General features: G+C 72.6%; 16 protein-coding genes. 4 read left to right on the top strand and 12 right to left on the bottom strand.

The window, feature by feature from the left end; genetic code table 11:
- Position 1 precedes the first annotated feature (1 nt).
- Positions 2-409, bottom strand: a complete 408-nt coding sequence (flgB, locus tag PE066_RS14080; protein WP_271233160.1) for a flagellar basal body rod protein FlgB — start codon at positions 407-409, stop codon at positions 2-4.
- A 232-nt stretch (positions 410-641) separates the two neighbouring features.
- Here flgB and flgA point away from each other — a divergent pair, with 232 nt between their 5' ends.
- From flgA to PE066_RS14065, 3 genes are all read left to right on the top strand, one after another.
- Entirely contained in the window at positions 642-1,331 is a 690-nt protein-coding gene (flgA, locus tag PE066_RS14075) for a flagellar basal body P-ring formation chaperone FlgA (RefSeq protein ID WP_271233159.1), read from the top strand.
- Between the two features lie 81 nt (positions 1,332-1,412).
- Positions 1,413-1,676: a flagellar biosynthesis anti-sigma factor FlgM gene (gene flgM / locus PE066_RS14070; protein WP_271233158.1), complete on the top strand. Its 264-nt coding sequence runs from the start codon at positions 1,413-1,415 to the stop codon at positions 1,674-1,676.
- A gap of 32 nt (positions 1,677-1,708) precedes the next feature.
- Positions 1,709-2,158, top strand: coding sequence for a flagella synthesis protein FlgN (locus PE066_RS14065; protein ID WP_271233157.1), 450 nt, complete (start codon positions 1,709-1,711; stop codon positions 2,156-2,158).
- 22 nt (positions 2,159-2,180) lie between these two features.
- Here PE066_RS14065 and PE066_RS14060 read toward each other — a convergent pair whose 3' ends face one another.
- From PE066_RS14060 to PE066_RS14010, 11 genes are all read right to left on the bottom strand, one after another.
- Positions 2,181-2,912: an RNA polymerase sigma factor FliA gene (locus PE066_RS14060; protein ID WP_271233156.1), complete on the bottom strand. Its 732-nt coding sequence runs from the start codon at positions 2,910-2,912 to the stop codon at positions 2,181-2,183.
- A gap of 35 nt (positions 2,913-2,947) precedes the next feature.
- A complete protein-coding gene (locus PE066_RS14055) occupies positions 2,948-3,745 on the bottom strand; it encodes a MinD/ParA family ATP-binding protein (RefSeq protein ID WP_271233155.1) in 798 nt (265 codons plus the stop codon).
- A gap of 10 nt (positions 3,746-3,755) precedes the next feature.
- Positions 3,756-6,035, bottom strand: coding sequence for a flagellar biosynthesis protein FlhF (gene flhF / locus PE066_RS14050; RefSeq protein ID WP_271233154.1), 2,280 nt, complete (start codon positions 6,033-6,035; stop codon positions 3,756-3,758).
- A complete protein-coding gene (gene flhA / locus PE066_RS14045; RefSeq protein ID WP_271236581.1) occupies positions 6,035-8,107 on the bottom strand; it encodes a flagellar biosynthesis protein FlhA in 2,073 nt (690 codons plus the stop codon). Before flhA ends, flhF begins: the two co-directional genes overlap by 1 nt.
- 41 nt (positions 8,108-8,148) lie before the next feature.
- Complete coding sequence (gene flhB, locus PE066_RS14040; protein WP_271233153.1) at positions 8,149-9,291, bottom strand: flagellar biosynthesis protein FlhB; 1,143 nt, start codon at positions 9,289-9,291, stop codon at positions 8,149-8,151.
- 166 nt (positions 9,292-9,457) lie between these two features.
- A complete protein-coding gene (gene cheZ, locus PE066_RS14035) occupies positions 9,458-10,093 on the bottom strand; it encodes a protein phosphatase CheZ (RefSeq protein ID WP_271233152.1) in 636 nt (211 codons plus the stop codon).
- Position 10,094: 1 nt separating this feature from the next.
- A complete protein-coding gene (cheY, locus tag PE066_RS14030; RefSeq protein WP_440480605.1) occupies positions 10,095-10,445 on the bottom strand; it encodes a chemotaxis response regulator CheY in 351 nt (116 codons plus the stop codon).
- 78 nt (positions 10,446-10,523) lie between these two features.
- On the bottom strand, positions 10,524-11,540 hold the full coding sequence (locus tag PE066_RS14025; protein ID WP_271236580.1) for a protein-glutamate methylesterase/protein-glutamine glutaminase: 1,017 nt from the start codon (positions 11,538-11,540) through the stop codon (positions 10,524-10,526).
- Between the two features lie 64 nt (positions 11,541-11,604).
- A complete protein-coding gene (locus tag PE066_RS14020; protein ID WP_271233150.1) occupies positions 11,605-12,204 on the bottom strand; it encodes a chemoreceptor glutamine deamidase CheD in 600 nt (199 codons plus the stop codon).
- Positions 12,205-12,218: 14 nt separating this feature from the next.
- Positions 12,219-13,025, bottom strand: coding sequence for a CheR family methyltransferase (locus PE066_RS14015; protein WP_271233149.1), 807 nt, complete (start codon positions 13,023-13,025; stop codon positions 12,219-12,221).
- 122 nt (positions 13,026-13,147) lie between these two features.
- Positions 13,148-14,344: an EAL and HDOD domain-containing protein gene (locus PE066_RS14010; RefSeq protein WP_271233148.1), complete on the bottom strand. Its 1,197-nt coding sequence runs from the start codon at positions 14,342-14,344 to the stop codon at positions 13,148-13,150.
- 731 nt (positions 14,345-15,075) lie between these two features.
- On the opposite strand from PE066_RS14010, the gene PE066_RS14005 reads away from it, so the two are divergent.
- Entirely contained in the window at positions 15,076-15,315 is a 240-nt protein-coding gene (locus PE066_RS14005) for a hypothetical protein (RefSeq protein ID WP_271233147.1), read from the top strand.
- Positions 15,316-15,801 lie beyond the last annotated feature (486 nt).

Raw genomic sequence — 15,801 nt, 5'->3', positions numbered from 1 at the left:
CTTACTGCTGCACCGCCGCCAGCAGCGTGCGGATCTGCCCGCCCAGCACGGTCAGGCTGGATTCGTAGTGCACGGCGTTGTCGGCGAACGCGACGCGCTCGAGGTCCATCTCCACCGTGTTGCCGTCGATGCTGGCTTGCGCGGGCACGCGGTAAGCGAGCTCCCCGGCGGCGGCCGGCACCGCCTGCCCGGCCAGGTGCCGGCCGGCGGTGAGGGCCAGCGCGACCGAGCCGGCCTGGCGGCCGCGCTCCACCGCCTGCGACAGGCTGGCCGCGAAATCGAAGTCGCGCGCCTTGTAGTGGGGCGTGTCGACGTTGGCGATGTTGGCCGACAGCACCTCCTGCCGCCGCGCCCGCAGGTTCAGCGCTTCCTGGTGGAATCGCAGCGCCGCATCCAGCTTGTCGATCATGGGTTCTCCATCGTTCGGTGCCGCGCCCGCGAGAGGCGGACGCAGGCCCGGGATGGAAATTGATTCTAGGAACGGGTCGCTCGCGCAATGATCGGAACAGACGGGGCTTTGGCGCGCATTTCCGCGTTTGCGCGCGGGGGTCGCTGCCTAGAATTGCGCCGCAGGGCACGCGCTCGCGCGCCCGTTTTGCCCACGCGCGAGCGTGCGCACGAACATCCCGACGGGAGTCTTGTTGGCGACGAACCTTCTGCGATCGAAGCTGCGCGCAGGCGCGGCCCTGCTGCTGGCGCTGGGCGCGGCCCACGCCGGCGCTGCCGGCCCCCAGGGCGCGATCGAGCGCTTCCTGCGGCAGGCGGCCGAAGGCCTGCCGGGGCGGGTGCAGATCCAGCTGGCCGCGCGCGCCACCGCCGACTGGCCCGCGTGCGCCGAACCGCAGCCCTTCCTGCCCGCGGGCGCGCGTGCCTGGGGCCGCGTGTCGGTCGGCGTGCGCTGCGCCGCCCCCGTGCCATGGACCCGCTACGCCTCGGCCTACGTCGCGGTCATGGCGCCTTACCAGGTCGCCGCCCGGTCCATCGCTCCCGGTGAGCTGCTGGGCGAGGACGCCGCCGCGACGCGCGAGGGCGACCTGGCCGCGCTGCCCGCCGGGGTGGTGTCCGATCCGGCGGAACTGGCCGGCAAGGTGGCGGTCAACCGCATCGCCGCCGGTGCGCCGCTGCGCCGCGAGCTGCTGCGGGGGGCGCTGGTGATCCGGCAGAACCAGGACGTGCGGGTGGTAGTGCACGGTCCCGGCTTCGTGGCCGGCATCGAGGGCAAGGCGCTCAGCGACGCCGCCGTCGGCGCCACCGTGCAGGTGCGGGCCCGCAACGGCAAGGTGCTCAGCGGCGTGGTGCGCGAGGACGGCGCCGTCGAGCGCGCCCACTGACGGGCCGGACCCTTTTCCGGCGGCGCCCTCAAGTTTCCGCCGCCGCTGCCGATAGAACCTGGAAACCCTGCGAGGACCCTCTTGAAGATAGACCAGAACGTCATAGCGCTGAAGAACGCGGCCGGTCCCGCGGGCGCCCCCCGGGGAAAGGGCGCGGCCGGGGCGCCGGCGCCGGGCGGCGCGGTCGCGACGCGGCTGCAGGTCGGCTCCGGCGGCGAGTTCGATGCCGTGCGGGTGGCGCAGATCCGCGAGGCGATCGCCGCCGGCCGCTACCCGATGGACGCCGGCCGGATCGCCGACGGGGTGCTGGCCAGCGTGCGCGAGCTGCTCGGCAAGCGGCCATGAATGCCGCCCGGCCGCCCGCCGGCGATCCCCGCATGCGCGCACTGCTGCGCCAGGTGAGCGCGGAGACCGCGCTGGTGGAGGCCTTCCTGGCCCTGCTGGACGAGGAGGCTGCCGCACTCACCGGCAGCCGTTTCGAGGCGCTGCCCGGCATCACGCGCCGCAAGGACGAGGCTGCCGAGCGGCTGGCCGCGGCCGACGCCGTGCGCGAGCAGCTGCTGCAGGCGCTGGGCCACGCAGGCGATCGGGCCGGCGCCGCGGCCGCAGCCGGCGGCCCGGCGCTGCAGCAGGCCTGGGAACGCCTGCTGGCGCTGGCGGCGCGCGCGCGCGACCAGAACCACCGCAACGGCGTGATGATCCACGCGCACCTGGACTTCACGCGCCAGAGCATCGCCTTCCTGCAGACCGGCAATCGGCCGCTCTACGGGCCGGACGGCCAGTACCGGGCGCCGGCGGGCAGCAGCGCGCGCTACGCCGCCGGCTGAGGGCGGCGAGCCGCCCATTCGCCTACAGCGCGTCGCGCAGGCTGGCGCGCAGCCGGCTGATCGCCTGACCGTGCAGCTGGCACACGCGCGACTGGCTGATCTCCATGATGGCGCCGATCTCGCGCAGGTTGAGTTCCTGCTCGTAGCACAGGCTCAGCAGCAGGCGGTCGCGCTCCGGCAGCGCCTCGATGGCCGCCACCAGCTGGCGCCGCAAGCGGCTCTCCACCAGCTGCTCCAGCGGACCGAAGCGCGCCTCGCCGTCGGCGGCGTGGTCGTCCAGGAAGCTGTTGCCGCCCTCGGCCGCCTCGAAGTCCTCGTAGTAGACCAGCTGGCAGCCCTGCAGCTCCTGCAGCAGGGCCTGGTACGCCTCCAGCGGCAGGCCCAGGGCCTCGGCCACCTCCGGCTCGGTCGGGGCGCGGCCCTGCTTCTGGCTGGCGGCGCGAATCGCCTCCTCGACCTTCCGGCCCGATTGGCGCAGCCCGCGCGGCACCCAGTCGTGCGCGCGCAGTTCGTCCAGCATGGCGCCGCGGATGCGCTGGGTGGCGAAGGTCTCGAACTTCGCGCCGTGGCCGTCCTGGTAGCGCGAGCCGGCGTCGAGCAGGCCGAGGATGCCGGCCTGGATCAGGTCGTCCACCTCCACGCTGGCCGGCAGCCGGGCCGCCAGCCGCAGCGCCAGCCGCCGCACCAGCGGCGCATAGTGCGTCAGCAGGTCGGACTGCGCCGCCTTGTCGATCTTGCCCTGCGATGTGTACATGTCGGTCGGTGAATGCGGCCCGCGGGGGGACCCGTTCAGGCTGCCGCGGCCGCCGCCGGGGCGGCGCGCACGGGCCAGTGCAGCAGCTCGGCGGCGATGCGGCGCAGGTCGGCCGCCGACGGCGCGGCCGGGAAGGCCTGCACCACGCCGAGGCCGAGCCGCTGGGCCTGCGGCAGCTGCGCGTCGGCGCGGATGCAGCCGGCCGGCTCCAGCGCCATGGCCAGGTAGCGGCCGCCGGTGCGCACCAGGTTGCCGCAGATGCGATCGGACTCGGCGGCGTCGCCGGCCTGGGTGAGCAGGATGCGCAGCTGCAGCAGCGCGTGCGCGTGGTGCAGGGCCTTGATGCGCGCATAGGCGGCCTGCAGCGAATGCGGCTGCGGCTGCAGGACCACCAGGACGTCGTCGGCCCGGCGCGCGAGCGGCGACAGCCGGCCGTGCTCATCCAGCGCGGCGTCGACCAGCGCGATGCGCCCGGCGATGGCGCGCCGCGGGTCGAGGGCCGCCGGCATGCGGTCGGGCTGGGCCGCGAGCACCGGCACCGCGCCCCAGGCGCGGCCCGCGGCGGCGGCCAGCGACACGCTCTGCGCCGCCACCTCCGGCCAGCTCGCCCGCGCCGGTTCGCTGCAGGCGGCGCTGGCCGAGCGGGCACCGCCGTGCTCGTCCAGCACCAGCACGTTCTGGCCCTGCTGCCACAGGGCCGCCGCGAGATGGAGCGCGGTGCTGGTGGCGCCCACGCGCGGGTGGCTGCCGACGACGGCGACCAGCCGGCCGCGGTCGCGGCCCATCAGCCGGCGCAGGCCGTCGGCCTGGTCGCTGCCGGTCTTGAGCGTCATGGCGCTGCCCTCACGCGCACCCGGCAGCGAGCCGCCCGGCGGGCGCCGGCGCTTCGTCCTGCGCCAGCGCGTCCAGCAGCACGCAGAACTTGCCCAGCCCTTCGAACAGGACCGCCGGCGGAATGGCGCGCCCGGGGCGCAGGCGCCGGCCGGCCAGCTGCGCCAGCAGCGCGCGCGCAGGCTGCGCCCAGCCCTCGCGCGCCTGCGCCAGGCGCCACACGGTGGTGCTGGCCTGTGCGACGAGCATCGGCTGCGCGCGATCGGCTTCGGGCGGCCCGGAGGCGGCCAGCTGCTGGTGCGCCTCCTTCATCAGGCGAAAGCACGGCTGCACCGCCGCCCGCCAGGCCTGCCACTGGACCAGCCGCGCCGCGTCGACCGCCAGCGCGCCGCTCGCCAGCAGGTAGCGCTGGGCGAGCAGCTGGCCGCGGGTGTCGAGCGTGCGGACGACAACCAGGCGCTGCAGCGGCTGGCCGGCGGCCAGCGCGACCCGCGCCTCGGCCAGCGATTGCAGCGCCGGACGGCCGCGGTGCGCGACCGCCTGCGCGGGGCCGAACGCCAGCCCGGCCGCGACGCCGGCGAGCGTCGCGCTGCGGTCCGCTTCGGTGCGCACGCGCAGGCGGGCCGGCGCGCGCGCCAGCCAGGCCAGCGCGGGGGTGCCTTCGCCCGCCGCGGCGGCGGGCGGCGCACCCAGCAGCAGCACCACCGGGCGGCCGGGATCGGGCGCGGCCAGCGCCGCGCGCAGCGTCGCTGCCAGCGGCAGCCCGGTGCGGTCGGACAGCAGCAGCGCGACCTCCTGCCGCTGGCGCCGTCCATCCTCGTCGAGCCGCTCCACGCTGCCGCAGGTGGCGAGCAGGTGGCTGTCGCACTGCGCGCCGGCGGCGGCCGGATCCGGCGCGGCGGGCTGCGGGTCCGGCGGCGCTGTGGCGCCGCCTTCCACGCCGCGCCACAGCGCCCGCGCATGCTCGAAGCCGATGCCGCCGTCCGCCAGCGCGCTCGCGTGGCCGGCCAGTTCGCGCGCATCGCTCGCCAGCGCGCGCACCAGCTGGTGGCATTGCGCGCGCAGGCGGCTGGCCACCGACTGCGCGAGGGCGACGTCGGCCTCGGTGCGCAGGCTCGCCAGCTGCTCCTGCGCCACGATCTCGCCCGGCACGAACAGCGCCGTGCGGCTGCGGGCCTGGAACGCCGCCTCGACCAGGCGCTGCGGATCGGGCAGCGACAGGTGCTCGGGCACCTTCTGGCCGCTGGAGACGTAGTGCAGCGGCAGGCCGTGGCGGATCACCGTATCGATCACGGCGCCGGGATGGGTGGCCTCGTCGACCTTGGTCAGGATGCAGCCGGCCAGGTCGTCGGCGCCCTCGCGGCCGCCGCGGCGGTAGGCGTGCACCACCTCGTCCAGGGTGTCGCCGTGGCTGGTGGCGTTGAGCAGCAGCAGCCGGCGCACCGGCCGCTGGGCGTCGCACAGCATCGCCACCTGGTCGGAGACCGCGCGGTCGCGCTGGCTCATGCCGACCGTGTCGATCAGCACCATGTGCTTGTCGCGCAGGTCCTCCAGCACCAGCCGCAGGTCGCCCGCGTCCTTCACGGCGTGCACCGGCACGCCCAGGATGCGGCCGTAGATGCGCAGCTGCTCGTAGGCGCCGATCCGGTAGCTGTCGGTGGTGACCAGCGCCAGCTTCCCGGCGCCGAAGCGCAGCACGCAGCGCGCGGCGAGCTTGGCGGTGGTGGTGGTCTTGCCTACGCCGGTGGGACCCACCAGCGCGAACACGCCGCCCGCGTCCAGCAACGCGTCGTCGCCCGCGATCGCGGGCAGCCGCCCCGCCAGTTCGTTGCGCAGCCAGGCCAGGCCGTCGGCGTGCGTGAGTCCGGCGGGCAGCGCATCGACGGTGGCGCGGGCCAGCCGCGCGCTGAAGCCGGCGCCCAGCATCAGGCGCAGCAGGTGGCCGCGCAGCGGATCGCGCCGCTGCTCCTCGCTCCAGGCGCGCCCGGCGAGCTGCTCCTCGATCATGCTGCGCATGGACAGCAGTTCCCGCAGCACGGCGTCGGGCGTCGACGGCGCCGCGGCCAGGGGCTGCGATGGCAGGGACAGCGGCAGCGGCGCGGCGGCGATCGCGGCCGCCGCCGCTGGCGCCGGCACCAGCGGCGGCGCGGCCAGGATCTCCACGCCGTCGGCGGTGATGCGGTTGGAGACGATGACCGCCTCCGGGCCGAGCGCCTCGCGCGCGAGGCGCAGGGCCTCGCGGCCGGAGCGGGCCAGGAAGCGGAGAGGGGCCGGGGCGGCGCCAGGGATCATCAAGCTGTTCCTCCGAGAGTCGCCGTCACCTTGAGGGTGCGGCCGTCAGGTATTTCCGCGTGCGAGAGCACCTTCAGCTGCGGCAGGCTGCGGCGCAGGAAGCGCGCCAGCAGCACCCGCAGCGGGTGCTGCACGACCAGCACCGGCGCCAGCGCGAGCTGCGCCTGCCGGGCGATGGCGGCCTCGGCCTGGCGCAGCAGCTTGTCGGCCAGGCCGGGCTCCAGCCCGCCGCCGCTGCCCAGGGCCTGCAGCAGCACGCGGTCCAGCGTGCCGTCCAGGCCGATGACCTGCAGCTCCTCGTCGCCCGGGAAGACCTGCTGCACGATCGCGCGGCCCAGCGCCAGGCGCGCCAGCGAAGTGAGCTCGGTGGCATCGGTGACCGTCGCCGCATGCTCGGCCAGCGTCTCGAGGATGGTGCGCATGTCGCGGATCGCCACCCCCTCCTCCAGCAGGTTCTGCAGCACCTTCTGCACGGTGGCCAGCGGCAGCACCTTGGGCACCAGGTCGTCGACCAGCCCGGGCACCTCCTTGCCGACGCGGTCCAGCAGCTGGCGCACCTCCTGGCGGCCCAGCAGCTCCGCCGCATGCTGGTGCAGCAGGTGGTTCAGGTGGGTCGCGACCACCGTGCTGGCGTCGACCACGGTGTAGCCGTAGACCTGCGCCTGCTCGCGCAGTTCGGCGGCGATCCAGACCGCCGGCAGGCCGAAGGCCGGGTCGCGCGTGGGCGTGCCGGGCAGCGGCGCGCTCACCTGGCCGGGATCGATGGCCAGCCACTGCCCCGGCCAGGCCTCGCCGCGCGCGATCTGCACGCCCTTGAGCGTGACGGCGTAGGCGTTGGGCTTGAATTCGAGGTTGTCGCGGACGTGGACCACCGGCACCAGGAAGCCGACCTCCTGCGCGAACTTCTTGCGGATGCCCTTGATGCGGCCCAGCAGCTCGCCGCTCTGGCTGTGGTCGACCATCGGAATCAGCCGGTAGCCGACCTCCAGCCCCAGCGGATCGACCAGCGCCACGTCGTCCCAGCTGGCCTCCTGCGGTTCGGCCGCGGCCGCCGCCTGCGCCAGGGCGGGCGCGCTGCCGCCCGGCGCCGGCGCCGGGGCAGCGCTGCGCAGCGCCAGCCGCCGGCCGAACCAGGCCAGGCCGCCGGCGATGAGCAGGAAGGACAGGTTGGGCATGCCGGGGATCAGGCCCAGCAGGCCGACGATGCCCGCCGCCAGGAACAGCACCTGCGGGTTGGAGAACAGCTGGCTGGTGAGCTGGCTGCCGACGTCCTGGTCGGTGGCGACGCGCGAGACGACCACGCCGGCGGCGGTGGAGATCACCAGCGCGGGGATCTGCGCCACCAGGCCATCACCGATCGCCAGCAGGGTGTACGTGCGGCCGGCGGTTGCGAAGTCGAGGTCATGCTGGAGCATGCCGACGACCAGGCCGCCGACGATGTTGATGCCCATGATCAGCAGGCCGGCGACCGCGTCGCCGCGCACGAACTTGCTGGCGCCGTCCATCGAGCCGTAGAAGTCCGCCTCCTGGGCCACCTCGGCGCGGCGGGTGCGGGCGACCTCCTCGGTGATCAGGCCGGCATTGAGGTCGGCATCGATCGCCATCTGCTTGCCCGGCATGGCATCCAGCGCGAAGCGCGCGCCGACCTCGGCGATGCGGCCGGCGCCCTTGGTGATCACCATGAAGTTGATCACCACCAGGATGAGGAACACCAGCGTGCCGACCGCGAAGTTGCCGCCGACCAGGAAATGGCCGAAGGCCTCGATCACCTTGCCGGCCGCGTCCGGGCCGGTGTGGCCCTCCATCAGCACCACGCGGGTGGAGGCGACGTTCAGCGACAGCCGCAGCAGCGTGGTGAACAGCAGCACCGAGGGAAAGGCCGCGAAGTCCAGCGCCTTCATGGTGTACATGCTCACCAGCAGCACCATGATGGACAGCGCGATGTTGAAGGTGAACAGCAGGTCCAGCAGGATGGGCGGCAGCGGCAGCACCATCATCGCCAGGATCATGACGATCAGGACGGGGCCGACCAGGCCCTGCGCCTGGCCGCCGCGCAGCCATTGCCGGGCCATCTGCGACCAGGCCGCGGCCGGCCGGTGGGGATCCATGCCCCTCATGCGGGACTCGCGGCCGGGTCCAGCGCGGCGGGCACCGGCAGGTCGCGCGGCGTGCGCGGCTCGGCGCCGCCGCTGCTGCGCCAGCGGTGGAGCTGGAAGGCCCAGGCCAGCACCTCGGCAACGGCCGTGTACAGGGCGGCGGGGATCTCCGCGCCCAGGTCGCAGTGGCGGTACAGCGCGCGCGTGAGCGGCGGCGCCTCCAGCAGCGGCACGCCGTGCTCGCGCGCCAGCTCGCGGATGCGCAGCGCCACCAGCTCGGTGCCCTTGGCGACCACGCGCGGCGCGCCCATCTCGCCGTCGCGGTAGCGCAGCGCCACGGCGAAGTGCGTCGGGTTGGTCACCACGATGTCGGCCCTGGGCACCTCGGACATCATGCGGCGGCGCGCCATCGCCTGCTGCTGGCGGCGGATCTGCGCCTTGACGTGCGGGTCGCCGTCGCTTTCCTTCTGCTCCTGGCGCAGGTCCTCGCGCGACATGCGGTGGCGCTGGTGGTAGCGCCAGAGCTGCCAGGGCACGTCGACGCTCGCGATCAGCAGCAGCGAAGCGACGATGGCGGCGCAGCTGAAGGCCACCAGCCGCACGGCGTGCTCGAGACCCGATTGCGTCGCCTCGCCCATCAGCGACAGCAGCGCCTCGCTCTGGGCGGCGATCACCCAGGCGGCGACGCCGCCGACCAGCAGCAGCTTGAGCACCGCCTTCACCAGTTCGGCCAGTGCGTCGAGCGAGACCAGCCGGCCCAGGCCCTTGAGCGGATCGAGCCGGCCGAAGTCCGGCAGCAGGCGCTTGGTCGACACCATCCAGCCGCCCAGCAGCACGGGCGCGACCAGGGCGGCGACCAGGGTGAGGCCGAGCGCGGGCGCCAGGGCCGGCAACACCCCCGTGGCCGCTGACACGGCCTGGTCGGTCATGCGCGTGGGATCGAAGGCGCCGGCGCGGTCGACGCGCAGCGCCCGCGCGAGCGACGCGGCGAGGCGCTCGCGAAGTCCGGCGGCCGTGAACCACAGGCCTGCGGCACCGGTTGCCAGCAGGACGAACGTGACCAGCTCGCGCGAACGGGCGACGTCGCCTTCCTCGCGCGCCTTCTCCAGGCGCCGCGGTGACGCAGGTTCGGTTTTTTCCAGGTCGCTTTGTTCGGCCATGTGCTGCGGGTCGCCCTCGGCAGCCGGGGCGCCCCAATGGGGAAATTATTCGTGCGCGCCCGCTGCGGCGATCGCCGGAACAGGATGGGATGCATGCGGCATCTCACCCAATCGGAGCCGGCCGGCGCGGGACATCCCGTTGCGGCGCCAGCGCCGCGGGGGCGGCCTAGAAGCCCAGGCTGGAGAGCAGGTCGTCGACCTGCGCCTGGTCCACCACGGCCTCGGCGCCGCCGGACTTCACCTGCGGGCCGTTCAGCAGGCCGCTGCCGGCCTCGGGCCGTTTCTCCGCGGGCACGTAGTCGATCAGCAGCTGCAGCAGTTGCGTCTCGACTTCCTGCACCACGTCCATCATCTTCTTGATCACCTGGCCCGTCAGGTCCTGGAAGTCCTGCGCCATCATGATCTCCAGCAGCTGCGCATTGATCGCGGACGCCTGCTGCGGCACGCCGGCCAGGTAGCTGCGCGTGTCGAGCACCAGCTCGCGCGCGCTGTCCAGGCCGATGGGGCTGGCGAACCACTCCTCCCAGCGCCGGTGCAGGCTGCTCGCCTGGCGCGCGAGTTCGTCCTGGATCGGCTGCGCGGCGTCGATCGCGTTGAGCGCGCGCTCCGCCGCCCGCTCGGTCATGGTCGCCACGTAGTTGAGGCGGTCGCGCGCGTCCGGGATGGCCTCGGCGGCCTTGGCGATGCCCTTGTCCAGGCCCAGCTCGCGCAGGCTCTCGCGCAACTCGCGCGTGAGCTGGCCGATCCGGTTGATCAGTTCCTGCGACTCGCCGTCGCCGGGTTTGTCGATTTCGGCGGCCATGTCACGCGCCGTTCTTCTCGAGCTTCTCGAAGATCTTGCCGATCTTCTCTTCCAGCGTCGCGGCGGTGAAGGGCTTGACGACGTAGCCGTTGGCGCCGGCCTGGGCCGCCGCCACGATGTTCTCCTTCTTCGCCTCGGCCGTGACCATCAGCACCGGCAGCTTGCCCAGCACCGGATCGGCGCGGATGTGCTGCAGCATCGTGAGGCCGTCCATGTTGGGCATGTTCCAGTCCGAGACCACGAAGCCGTAGTTGCCGCTGCGCAGCTTCTCCAGCCCGGCGGCGCCGTCCTCGGCCTCGTCGACGTTGACGAACTGCAGCTCCTTGAGCAGGTTGCGCACGATGCGGCGCATGGTCGGGAAATCGTCCACGACCAGGATCCTGACGTTCTTGTCTACCACGCTCTCTCCAGCTAGATATGTGTGTTGCCGCTACACGCGGTGGGCCCGCTCGCCCAGCGAGCGGAGGTGCGCCATCACGCGATGGCTCATGTCCTGCACCGATGCCACCTCGTCGGCGGCACCCAGGGCGATGGCCTCGCGCGGCATGCCGAACACCACGCAGCTCGCCTCGTCCTGCGCCAGCGTGTAGGCGCCGGCCCGGCGCATGCGCAGCAGGCCTTCGGCGCCGTCGCGCCCCATCCCGGTGAGCAGCACGCCGATGGCGTTGCGGCCGGCCTCGCGCGCGACGGAATCGAACAGCACGTCGACCGAGGGCCGGTGCCGGTTCACGGGCGGCTCCTGGTCGATGTGCACCATGTAGTTGGCGCCGCTGCGCGCCAGCGACAGGTGGTATCCGCCCGGCGCGATGTAGGCGTGGCCGGGCAGCACGCGCTCGCCGTGCGCCGCCTCCTTGACGGTGATGCGGCAGCAGCCGTCCAGGCGCTGCGCGAACGAGTGGGTGAAGCCCGAAGGCATGTGCTGCGCGATGAGGATGCCGGGCGCGTCCGGCGGCATCGGCTCGAGCACCTGGCGGATCGCCTCGGTGCCGCCGGTCGAGGCGCCGATGATGATCAGCTTCTCGGTGCTCAGCAGCGGGCTGCGCAACGGCTGCGCCGGCGCGGCCTGCGGCGCCGCGCGCGCCGCGCGGGCCGGCCTCAGGGTGGCGGCAGCGGCGGCGCGGATCTTGTCGGCGATCAGGTCGGTGTAGGCGAGCAGGCCCTCGCGGATGCTCAGCTTGGGCTTGGTCACGAAGTCCACCGCGCCCAGCTCCAGCGCATGCAGCGCGATCTCCGAGCCGCGCTCGGTGAGCGAGGACACCATCAGCACCGGCATCGGCCGCAGGCGCATCAGCTTCTCGAGGAAGTCCAGCCCGTCCATGCGCGGCATCTCGACGTCCAGCGTCAGCACGTCGGGCCCGGTGCGCTTGATCAGGTCGCGCGCGATCAGCGGGTCGGACGCCGTCGCCACCACGCACATGTCGGGCTGGCTGTTGATGATCTCCGTCATCAGGCTGCGGATCAGCGCCGAATCGTCGACGCACAGCACCTTGATCTTGTCCCTGGCCACGCGATCACCCCCGCCCGGCGTCGGAGCCGGGCGCCGCCGGCGGGGCCAGGCCGATCAGGCGCTGCTCGTTCTGCTGCACCTCCGCCAGGTCCTCCTGGCGCCGCAGCGTGTGCACGGCAACGCGGCCGCTGCCGGGGAAGCAGCCGATGCGCCGCGGCAGCGTGCCGCCGACGTCCTGCGCCATCACCGGCACCTCGTGCCGCCGCAGGTACTGCAGCGCGAACTCGGTGTTGCGCTCGCCGATGTTCAGCTGCGTCATGCCGGGCAGCACCGCGCCGCCGCCGAACACCTTGGCGGTCAGCCGCTCGCGGCGGGCACCGGCCCTGAGCAGCTCCGCGACGAGGACCTCCATGGCATGGCCGCCGTAGCGCGTGTCCACGTTCCCGGGCTGCGCATCCTCCGCCTCGCCGGGCAGCATGAAGTGGTTCATGCCGCCGACGCCTGCGCCCAGGTCGAACAGGCAGGCCGACACGCAGGAGCCGAGCACCGTCGTCAGCACCAGGTCGCCGGCGCCGACGTAGTACTCGCTTGCCAGCAGCTTGACGGCCGGCACGCCGAACTGCCGGTCGAAGTAGTGGTGGGTGGCCCGCGAATGCCGCTCCATGCTTGCTCCCCGCTTCAGGCAAGTCCGTAGACCGTCTGGCCGCGCGGGCGCAGGATCTTGTCGAGGAAGGAGAAGTTCTCCGAGTGGCCGGCGAACAGCAGCGCGCCGCGCTTCATGTGCCGCGCGAAGCGCTGCAGGATGGCTGCCTGCGTCGGCTTGTCGAAATAGATCATCACGTTGCGGCAGAAGATGGCGTCGAACGGGCCCTCGGGCCAGTCGGGGCTCAGGAGATTGTGCGGGGCGAACTTCACCATGGCGGCCAGCTCGGGGCGCACCAGCGCCTTGCCCTCGTTGCCGCCCACGCCCTTGAGGAAGAAGCGCTGCAGCTGCTCGCGCGGCAGCCTGGCGACCTGCTCCATCGTGAACACGCCCTCCTGGCCTTTTGCCAGCACCTCGGTGTCGACGTCGGTGGCCAGCACCGTGCAGGCCGCGGCGCGGCTGCCGAGGGTCTCCATCAGCGTCATCGCGACCGAGTACGGCTCCTCGCCGGTGGAGGCGCCGGCGCACCAGATCTGCAGCGGGTGCGGGCGGCCGGCGACGTGCTGCGCCAGCAGCGGAAAGTGGTGCGCCTCGCGGAAGAAGGAGGTGAGGTTGGTCGTGAGCGCGTTGATGAACGACTGCCACTCGCCGTCCTGCGGTGCGCCTTCCAGATGGTCGAGGTAGGGGCCGAATGCCACCAGGCCGAGTTCGCGCAGGCGCCGCGACAGCCGGCTGTAGACCATCTGCCGCTTCTGCGCGCCCAGCGCGATGCCGGCACGCGCGTGGATCAGGGCGCGCACGCGGTCGAAGTCTCGGTCGCTCAGGTCAAAGTCGGGATGCACGGCGTCAGGGCTCCGCGGGGACGCGGATGTGCCGGCCGCCGCTGATGAGGCCACTGTATCGGCCGGTGCGCGCTGCAATCGCCCGATAAGCGGGGTGGAACGGCGCCTGTTCGCCGCGTCGCTCAGACGCGCAGCTCGAGCGACCAGGCGAGGGCCGCCACGTGCGCGCGATCGACCTGCTCGCCCGTGAGAAAGGCCGAGTCGGCCAGCGCCGCGGCATCGCCGTCGGACCGCTCGCAGGCCTCGACCAGGCGCAGGAACGGCCCGTACATGCCTTCGCGCGTGAGCAGCGCCTGCACCACCGTCTCGGGCAGCTGGATCCGCTCCAGGATGCTGGCCATGGGAACCCCCAGCAGGCGGTCGAGCAAGGAGAACATGCCGGTGATGAACAGGTTCTCGGCGTCGCTCTGCGGCAGCATGCCCTGCCCGAGCAGCTCGGTGAAGCGGCCGCGGACGATCGCCGCCACCAGCAGCGCCTGCGATCCGGGGTGGGCGCTGCTGCCGGCCAGCAGCACCGCCAGCCAGCGGTGCAACGGCCCGTACCCGACCATCGTGAGGGCATGCCGGAGCGACTGCACCTCGACTCCCAGGCCGAAGCTGGCCGAGTTCAGGTAGCGCAGCAGCTGGTAGGCCAGCGCGGCGTCGCGCTTGAGCGCCGACTCGATGTGGCGCAGGTCGGCGTTGGCCTGCACCATCTGCATCAGCTGGAGGATCAGCAGGCTTTCCGGACTGAGCCGGGCGGCGTCCGCGGCCCCGACGGGCGCCGTCAGGAGCGGGTCGACGAAGGCGTGCACACCCAGGGCGTCGCACGCCTGGAATTCCTCCGGGTGCGCCAGCCCGGACGCGACCAGGCAAGGCTGCGCCGCGGCGACTTCGCCCGAAGACGGCAGTTGCCGGGCGCGGGCGGCCCCACCCCAGTCGAATTCGCGGTGCGTCAGCAGCGGCAGCCAGGCAGGCCGCGGGTCCGGCTGCAAATCCAGCTCGCGCACGCACAGGCCGAAGCCCTGCTCGCGCAGATGCTGGACGGCTGCAAAGACTGCAGGTTCGTCGAGTTCGGCGGCCGTCAGGCTGAGGACCGTGCCGGCGGGCGTGAGCCCCTGCAGGCTGTCCGGGGCCAGCCGGCCCGGCGGCGCCTGCAGGAAAATCAGGCTGCCGTTGCCGGCCGTGTCGGTGCCCTCGAAGCGCCGCGCCACCGTCGCGGCCAGCATCGGCAGATCGGGTCGGCTCGCCGAATCACCGGACGTGGCTTGCCAGGCGAGCTTGTAGCCAAGCACCTTCTGCCGGGGACCGAGCAGGGGAAGACGGACGATACAGGTCATGACGGCGCGGGCGCGGCCGACCATCGGCGCGCGCCCTCGACTGTAGGAAGCGCGCGCCAGCCCGATTGCCCGAATAGAGGGGGAAAGAGCCTTCTGCTTACTCGACAGGCATTCCGGCTCCCGCGGATGCGGAGGACTGCGGCAAGTCCTTGATCCAGGCGGGTTCTACTGGTAGGGCGTGCTGGACTTGAACCAGCGACCAAGGGATTATGAGTCCCGCGCCGGACTCCGCGCCCCTCCACGGTACACCGAAAGGCACCACTAGAAAACCGGCACACCGCCGGTCTTGCTCAAGGCGTCAACGCCACTCTGGAGGAGCAACTACACGGTGCAACCGCTTGGACCTGCTGCTGCACCAGGAGTGCATAGGAGCGCCTGCACGGCGCGCCCACCCCACTGCGCACAGCGAGCGCGCCGAACGGGTCACCTCCGAAGGCAGAGCCGTACACTGTTCCCTGCATGGACCGATTCACCGGCTACCGCCGGTGGGACTTGCGGCAACGCATGGGCGCCTAGTGCGCATAGGTTTTCGGGGTGACGCTCGGTCCATCGATCCCCGAGGCCTCCAAAGTTCCTCCCGCTTTACTGGGCGGCGGGATTTGGGTAAGAACCACCATGCCTTCAACATCCGTTCATCGCGGACTGCCGTCCTTCATGCGATGCCAGCTCACTGCCGCCGCTCAAGGGGGGGCAGTGGTTATGAGGAAGCCGGCTTCACGCTCGGCCGCCACTTGGACGACCAGTCGCCGCTCGATGCCCTAGGCGAATGGGCCACCGAACTCGACCGACTCTGCTCGTTCGTTCACGACAACGCCGTGCTCGAACCCTGGCTGCGCGGGACCTTCCCGCGGATCATGGCGCTCGTGTCGAAGCGGCGCGTCGCACAGTTCATGGCTGGCATCCGACGCGCCCACGATAAAGGGCTGATCGAGTCGAGCTACTCGCGGCGGCTCGCACAGCGCGCCGGGTGAGCACCTTCGCGTAGCACGCGCCTCACACTTTGTGAGGCGCTGCTGCATGCAATCACTATTGCGTGGTGCCGGCCTCGGCGTCGCCAGGCGGTACCACCGTAGGCTCCCGGCCGCGCCGCAATCTGCATTCGGCCCGGTGCACGAGTACTTGGCTTGGGCCGGCGAAGTACGCAGCCGGCGACTAAGACCGCTCCGTTGGCCGTTGGCCGCTGGCTGCGTTGAGCGGCGGCAAGCGGCGCAGCGGGGTGGCGCGCCAGCCTCACCCTCAGCGCCAATGCCAGGGCGGCCATGGTGCAGACCATCACCGCGCCCGGGCAAGTCGCCGCCTGCCGCGCTCGGAAGGTTGCTCATCCCCGCGACGGAGGAGCAGGTGGAGGTCGGAGTTCAGGGCGTGGATTCTGGCCGAGCAGTCCGTGTGCGCAAGCATGTGGACGAGGAAGGCACCAAGCTGACCGAAGTAGCTGCCCGCGGATGAATAGCTTTCCT

Origin of the sequence: Ramlibacter tataouinensis (assembly GCF_027941915.1) — a bacterium.
Taxonomy (GTDB): domain Bacteria; phylum Pseudomonadota; class Gammaproteobacteria; order Burkholderiales; family Burkholderiaceae_C; genus Ramlibacter; species Ramlibacter tataouinensis_C.
This window is presented reverse-complemented; position numbering and strand designations above follow the sequence as displayed.